This window comes from Clostridium sp. UBA1652, assembly GCF_002320975.1.
GTDB lineage: Bacteria > Bacillota > Clostridia > Clostridiales > Clostridiaceae > Clostridium_T > Clostridium_T intestinale.
Genome location: NZ_DCLI01000085.1, coordinates 164,293 through 170,387 on the forward strand (window position 1 = coordinate 164,293; position 6,095 = coordinate 170,387).

A 6,095-nucleotide genomic window follows, 5' to 3' on the forward strand; every position below is an offset into this window, starting at 1 on the left:
TGAATATATGGATATTGCCTTTTTTATAGGAGCTTTGTTTATCTTATTATGGGCTGGAGTTATACTTGGATCTATAGGAATGCTTATCTGGGCTATAGCATCTAGAATTAAGGAAAAGAAGATAGAAAAAGATAAAAATGAAAAGTATAAAGATTACTGAAATATAATTCAATAAAAGGTTATTATAGCTTGTATTTCTCAAATGAGATCTACAGGCTATTTTTTTATTTATTGACAATAAGCTATTAAAGGGATAATATATGACTATATAAAAATATTTAGTCATATATCATAAGGAGGCAATTTGTTATGCCAAAAGGATTTACTGGAGATGAAAAGAAGATTATCAATGAAAAGCTAATAGGAGAGTGCAAAATAAATTGGCAAAAGTATGGATATAAGAAAACTAGCGTAGATATTCTTTGTCAAAACATTGGTATTTCAAAGGGCTCATTTTATAGTTTTTTTGATTGCAAAGAAGCATTATTTTATGAGGTGTTAAAAAATACATTAGAAAAACTTTATGCTACTGTAGAAGAAAAAATTTCTCAAAAGAAAAATAAATATGGAGTTGCTGATGCATTGAAAGAAATATATCTTGAATATAGTCAAAGTAGTTTCATGTATGATGTAAATAATCCTGATTTTTTAAGCTTTTATAATAAACTTAATACTGAGCAAAGAAGTGAGATGGAAGATAGAAGCCATATTGGTGCCAAATTCATGATTAACAAACCATTTCTTTCTTTAAAGGTTGAGGAAGACTTAGCCATTTCTCTTTTGTTTGCAATGTTATCTACAGTATCTCAAAGGGACAATATGTTGTGTGATGGCAAAAAAGTATTTGCGTTTATGATTGATAATTTAATAGATGATATTTTTGAATAGGAGGTTGTGTTTTGAAAAAATTTGATGTAAAGGAACATACTAAAAAATACTATGAAATTTCTAAAAAAGCTGGTAATGGAACTTTTCCAAACAAGAAAATAGCTAAAGCTGGATCAGTTGTAGGCCTTGGAATAGGTGGCATTTTATTAAGTGTTGGAATTATAGGGGTAGCTACAGGAACTGTTTATGGATTAGGTGCTTGCATAGCAGGGATAACTACAGGTGCATCTAATATATATAACCTAAAGCGTATTAAAAGAAATAGCTAAGCTTAGAAAAAACTTTACATCCACCTGCTACCCATGTATAATTGATTTGTATTTTGTAAATAATTAAAGAAAATGCAATGATAAAGAAGAGTAGATGATATTTTAAATCTTAGAGAGCTTGGGGAAGGTGAAAGCCCAGCATTTAAAACCATTGAAGGAAGCTTTGGAGCAGTGAATAGAAAGCCTTTTGGCGTAGTATATTTATGGGGTTATTCCCTTAAAGATAAATTAAGTGGATTAAGAAATTAATCAATTTAGGTGGTAACGCGGAATTAGTCTTTCGTCCTAAGTAGTTTTAGGATGGGAGGCTTTTATTTTTTATGCACGTTTATACTGTAGATGTTGTTCTAATCTTTCTTTAAAAGACTTTAATGAAGCTAAGGAACGCTTCTACAGGGCATAGGTGTGTAATTATATTTATATTCAAAGGAGATGTAGTAATGAGTTTTGAAAAATTAGCAGAGATAATATTCCCAGCGGTTAAAAATTCAAGAGAATATTATACTAATAAATACCCAAACAGAAATTTAAAAGAAGGTGCAAAGGTTACAAGATATGCACCAAGTCCAACAGGATTTCAACATATAGGTGGAGTTTATGCTGCACTAATTAATGAAAGATTAGCAAGTCAAACAGAAGGAGTTTTCTATTTAAGAATAGAGGATACTGACCAAAAAAGAGAAGTACAAGGTGCTATAGAAGACACTATAAAAACTATGCAGGATTTTGGGATGGACTTTAATGAAGGAATGACTGGACAAGAAACTTTTAAAGGAGAATACGGTCCTTATAGACAAAGTCAAAGAGCTGATATATATAATACTTTTGCAAAAGATTTACTTATAAAAGGATTAGCTTATCCATGTTTCGCAACTCCAGAAGAATTAGCTGAACTTAGAGAAAAACAAGTAGCAAACAAAATAACTCCAGGATATTATGGAGAATATGCTAAGTTTAGAGATATAACTGAAGAAGAAGCCCTAAAGAGAATTGAAAATGGAGAGCAGTATATTATAAGATTAAAGTCCCCAGGAAATCCAGAAAAAAGAGTTGAGTTTCATGATTTAATAAAGGGAGATATATCTTTCCCAGAAAATAATCAAGACATAGTTCTTATAAAAGGAGATGGACTTCCAACTTATCATTTTGCTCATGCTGTAGATGACTATCTAATGAGAACTACAGATGTAATAAGAGGAGAAGAGTGGTTATCATCACTTCCTATACATGTTCAATTATTCGAAGTTTTAGGTTTTGAAGCTCCAAGATATGCTCATATTCCAACAATAATGAAGCAAGATGGGGGATCTAAGAGAAAGCTTTCAAAGAGAAAAGATGCAGAGGCTGCTGTATCTTACTACAAAGAAGTGGGGTATCCTACAGTAACAGTAATTGAATATCTATTAAACATAGTTAATTCAACTTTTGAAGAGTGGAGAGCAGAAAATCCTGCAACAGATTATCATGAGTTTGAAATTCACTTAGAAAAAATGGGTAAAAGCGGAGCTTTATTTGATTTAGTTAAGTTAAATGATGTTGCTAAAGATCGTATAGCTTTAATGAAGGCTTCAGATGTTTATGATAACTACATAGCTTGGGCTAAAGAATTTGATGAAGAAATGTATAAATTAGTTACAGAAAATGAAGAGATGTCAAAAGAAATCTTCAACATAGATAAAGAAGGTCCAAAACCAAGAAAAGACTTTGCTAAATGGGATGAAGTTAAAGAAAAGATTTTCTATTTCTTTGATGAATTGTTCTACAAAGAAACTTTGGAACAAGTAGAACTTCCAAAAGGTCTTACAATAGAAGCAGCTAAGGCAATAATTGAAGTTTATAAAAATGAATTTAACTTCAATGCTGGAAGCCAAGAAGCTTGGTTTGAAGATTTAAAAGTAATAGGAGCAAACCTTGGTTACTGCGCTAACAGAAAAGAATTTAAAGCAAATCCTGATCAATATAAAGGTATGATTTCTGATGTTGCAGGAGCAGTTAGAATAGCTTTAGCTCATAGAACTAATACACCAGATCTTTACACAATAATGCAAATAATTGGTGAAGAAAAGGTTAGAGAAAGATTTGAAAAGTTTTTAAGTTTATAAGAAAAGTTAGGAAGTCATCACAAATTGAGTTTATGGTGACTTCTATTTGTATAGAGAAATAGAAGATACTGTAAGTTTGCTTAAATGATACTATATTATCATAATTTATTAATTAAAATATCAAAAGTTTAAAAAAGTCACAAATATGCAGAAATTTTTATTAAAATAAACAGAGAATCAACATTGCTGATTCTCTGTAAAATATAAGCTAATTTAAAATTTGTTCTATTATATTATCTTCTTACCGCTGTTCCATGAGTTGCAACATCTTGATATCCAGTAACATTAAATTTAATTCCTCCACTTGGAAGCCATGTTACGGCACCTTCAAGTGAAAAATCAAAACTTAATTGACTATGACCATATGATACTTGTATATTTCCACCTTCATTATTGTTTATCCAACCATTACAGTATAAAGCTCCACTATGAACTGCGGGATATGCATCAGGTGTTTTTTGAAGAGGGAACTTAGCACCAACTCCAGTAGTAGATGCAGTAGTATTCTTCTTATCTAAACTAAAATTAAAACTTCTGTTACTAGTTATAGTTCCACTAGTAGGAGAGGTCATATATTCACATTGGTAATATCCGAAAGCACTATCTGTATCAAATGAGATACTTGCATCATGACCAAGAGTAATAACATCATTTCCAGAAAAGAAAGGTTTAGTTAACCATTTGAAAAATCCACAAAACATGTAACTGTTATTTCCAAAATCATAAGCTTCTACCGTCAATTTAATCCAAGAATATCTATTCCCTGAATCACTTGAAGCATTAGATAAAATAGATATATTTTTTGAAGTAAACTCTTCTGGAATATTGGTAAGATTAGATTCGTCATATGTTACTATAGTTCCATCATTGTTGTCGTATTTAACAAATGCCTCACTAATAGTAACATTAAGTGCATTGCTTCTAACCTTTTCATATATAGCTAAAGCTTCGGGAGTAGTTGCAAATGCTTTTACATTAGATGTCTCTAAATAATCAAGTAAATTAGATATTTTCTTCATAGAATAATCCTCCTTATTTGTTTATTTGGATATATCTTACATAACTTATTATACATAAAAAACTAGAATATGTCAAACAATATGAGAATAATAATGGTATAATAGAAATTATTAAAGAGAGGAGAATTTAATATGACTTTATTGATAATAGTAAGTTTAATAGCCATTATATTTTTGGTTGGAACTTTACTATCCATTTTATTAAAGAATGTAGAACTTAAAGATAAGCTTTTATTATTAATAGAAGGATCTATTTTTTCTACAGCATTAATAGTAATAGGAAAATCAGGAGATACTTCTAATTTATTTACATCCATACAGTTAACTGGTATAGTATTGCTTTTATTAAGTTTTTCTGTATTTTTGCATATATTTATACAAAAATATAGAAAGTAGTATTAAATAGATTTATAGTATAATAATTTGCAAATGTTGTTCTTTTCGCTTTTAAAGAATAGAGAAATTAAAGCTTATTACCTTAGTTAGTCCTTATTTCAAATAGCATATAAACTAAATTTACATAGTAATTTTAGAATATAGTATATAAAACAAACTATTTTTTATATATAATAAAATCAGTTTGATTTATTATATTATCGATATCGCTAAGTGTGCTTTGAATTTCATTGTTATTATTTAAAATGGTAACTTCCTGAATATCAGATGAATCATCAATTACTAAAAGGTACCCTTTATCTAAAGAGACATCTTCACAAATATTTTTGTTGGCTGTAAGAATGATATCTATTTTAGAAATATTCACACCTATCTTTTTATCTTCGGAAGGAATGTACTTACTATCATTAAAACTGCCAAAAATAATTCTTTTGTCATTATAAATTAAAGTATTTACAGTAAAACATTGACTAATTGGCATTTGGCCACTAGTCCAACTTAAAATCTCATTATTTTCATTGAGTAAAAAAAGATTAGTGGATTGCTCTCCATCTTTTTCAAGTTTATGAGCTAAAATAAGTTTCTCATTACCAATTTCTTTTATAAGTAAAATATCTACTTTTTCATTGGAAGAGTTTTTGTTAAAGAAGGCATCAATAGATTTTTGTATAGTTAAAGATTTATTATTGCAACTTATTAAAAGAGAAATTAAGATTAGAGAAAGAGTACTTAAAATAAATTTTTTCATTTTTATAAACCTCCCAAAATTCTATTATTCAAAATCAATACTTTTTTTAAATACATATATAGGCTTTTTTCCATTTTCAACTGATTCTTTTACATGTCCATTATCAAAGCCTATCAATTCTAAAACTAAGGTTTTTTATGTTCAACTTTTAAAGTTATTCTTTTATTAAATTTTTATATTTATCAATATCATCAAAAGGTGTAGAGAAACGAGTTGTAGTATCACTCATGTTCTTTAGTAGAATAGGATTTCCATCATTAACTTTTTTTATAGTAATTTCAAAAGAATTATTTTTATCTAAGTTTATTTCAATAGTTTGTTTGTCTCCAACTAAGCTATATTTTTTGCCATCTAAAATATCAAAAGTCCCTCTGTTAACCTCTCTGTTATCAATATATTCTACAAAACTTTTTTCATCAGAGTATATTGAAATCTGGACAATGTATCCATCAGAAGTTCTTTCGCTTTGGTAGAAACCTCTCAAAACAACACTATTAATATTTCTGCAACCAGAAAGCATAAGTAGACATGTTATAGATATTATTAAAAAAAGTATCTTTTTCATAATAAATTAGAACTCCTTTATTAATACTCTTATAAAACAATTGTAGCATATATTTCCAGTTGATTTGCTGTCAAATTTAAAAAGTTATCTATTATATATATTCTAATA

At 28.5% G+C, this 6,095-nt stretch carries 8 protein-coding genes and 1 other annotated feature; of the genes, 5 read left to right on the forward strand and 3 right to left on the reverse strand.

The features are described 5' to 3' along the window. The first annotated feature begins 7 nt into the window (after positions 1–7). The 4 genes from B3N22_RS18665 (at position 8) to gltX (ending at position 3,259) form a co-directional block, all read left to right on the forward strand. Complete coding sequence (locus B3N22_RS18665) at positions 8–160, forward strand: hypothetical protein (protein ID WP_286909460.1); 153 nt, start codon at positions 8–10, stop codon at positions 158–160. A gap of 149 nt (positions 161–309) precedes the next feature. Further along, positions 310–888, forward strand: coding sequence for a TetR/AcrR family transcriptional regulator (locus B3N22_RS18670; RefSeq protein WP_286909462.1), 579 nt, complete (start codon positions 310–312; stop codon positions 886–888). Between the two features lie 11 nt (positions 889–899). Further along, positions 900–1,157 (forward strand): hypothetical protein, encoded by a 258-nt coding sequence (locus B3N22_RS18675; RefSeq protein WP_286909463.1) that lies wholly within the window; start codon positions 900–902, stop codon positions 1,155–1,157. Positions 1,158–1,225: 68 nt separating this feature from the next. After that, positions 1,226–1,448 (forward strand) — a binding site (T-box leader). A 149-nt stretch (positions 1,449–1,597) separates the two neighbouring features. After that, the gene (gene gltX / locus B3N22_RS18680) at positions 1,598–3,259 is read left to right on the forward strand and encodes a glutamate--tRNA ligase (RefSeq protein WP_286909464.1); all 1,662 of its coding nucleotides are present in this window, start codon (positions 1,598–1,600) and stop codon (positions 3,257–3,259) included. A 233-nt stretch (positions 3,260–3,492) separates the two neighbouring features. Here gltX and B3N22_RS18685 read toward each other — a convergent pair whose 3' ends face one another. Further along, complete coding sequence (locus tag B3N22_RS18685; protein ID WP_286909466.1) at positions 3,493–4,278, reverse strand: hypothetical protein; 786 nt, start codon at positions 4,276–4,278, stop codon at positions 3,493–3,495. 132 nt (positions 4,279–4,410) lie between these two features. Here B3N22_RS18685 and B3N22_RS18690 point away from each other — a divergent pair, with 132 nt between their 5' ends. Next, positions 4,411–4,674 (forward strand): hypothetical protein, encoded by a 264-nt coding sequence (locus B3N22_RS18690; RefSeq protein WP_286909468.1) that lies wholly within the window; start codon positions 4,411–4,413, stop codon positions 4,672–4,674. Between the two features lie 157 nt (positions 4,675–4,831). Here B3N22_RS18690 and B3N22_RS18695 read toward each other — a convergent pair whose 3' ends face one another. Then, positions 4,832–5,422, reverse strand: a complete 591-nt coding sequence (locus B3N22_RS18695; protein WP_286909470.1) for a hypothetical protein — start codon at positions 5,420–5,422, stop codon at positions 4,832–4,834. A 154-nt stretch (positions 5,423–5,576) separates the two neighbouring features. Continuing rightward, positions 5,577–5,987: a hypothetical protein gene (locus tag B3N22_RS18700; protein WP_286909472.1), complete on the reverse strand. Its 411-nt coding sequence runs from the start codon at positions 5,985–5,987 to the stop codon at positions 5,577–5,579. Positions 5,988–6,095 lie beyond the last annotated feature (108 nt).